The organism is Neisseria sp. P0021.S007, from assembly GCF_051956855.1.
This window is the reverse complement of record NZ_JBQCXA010000917.1, coordinates 1-567: the sequence shown is the minus strand read 5'-3', so window position 1 is coordinate 567 and position 567 is coordinate 1. Positions and strand designations below refer to the sequence as shown.

The window sequence follows — 567 nt, the reverse complement described above, 5'->3', positions numbered from 1 at the left end:
GGCGAATTTTGAACGAGAACACATACATTTACAAAGCATAGAGCATTTTTTCCAGCTTTTCACAATATTCTGATAAAAGGTCGAGATACATGCCTTAAAGTATATTATTGCAGAGCGCGACTATCGTTTCTAATGATTTTAATGTAAAAAATCTATCAAAAAGGCCGTCTGAAAGGATTTCAGACGGCCTTTTTCAACCTTAATCCTTACGTTGCAATACAGCGGCAAAGAAGCCGTCGGTTTGGTGTTCTCCGGAGTTGAGGCGCAGGTATTTTCCGGTATCCAAATCGACCTTCAGGCTTTGCAGCAGTTCGGCGCAGTTGACGAGTTCAAATTCGGGATGTTCGGACAGGAAACGTTCGACTTGCAGCTCGTTTTCTTCCGGCAACACGCTGCAGGTGGCGTACACCAAGCGGCCTTGCGGTTTGACCAATTTGGAGGCGGCATCGAGGATGCTGTGTTGCTGTTCCAAAAGGTTGGCCACGGTCTCGGCGGATTGGCGGTATTTGAGGTCGGGATTACGGCGTAAAGTACCCAAGCCGGAGCAGGGCGCGTCCACCAACACAC

Annotated in this window: 1 pseudogene; it reads right to left on the bottom strand. The window is 48.1% G+C overall.

Going from position 1 to position 567, the window contains the following annotated elements:
• Positions 1–199: 199 nt before the first annotated feature.
• A pseudogene (locus ACTHUR_RS16705) lies at positions 200–567 on the bottom strand (RsmB/NOP family class I SAM-dependent RNA methyltransferase); the annotation flags it as partial.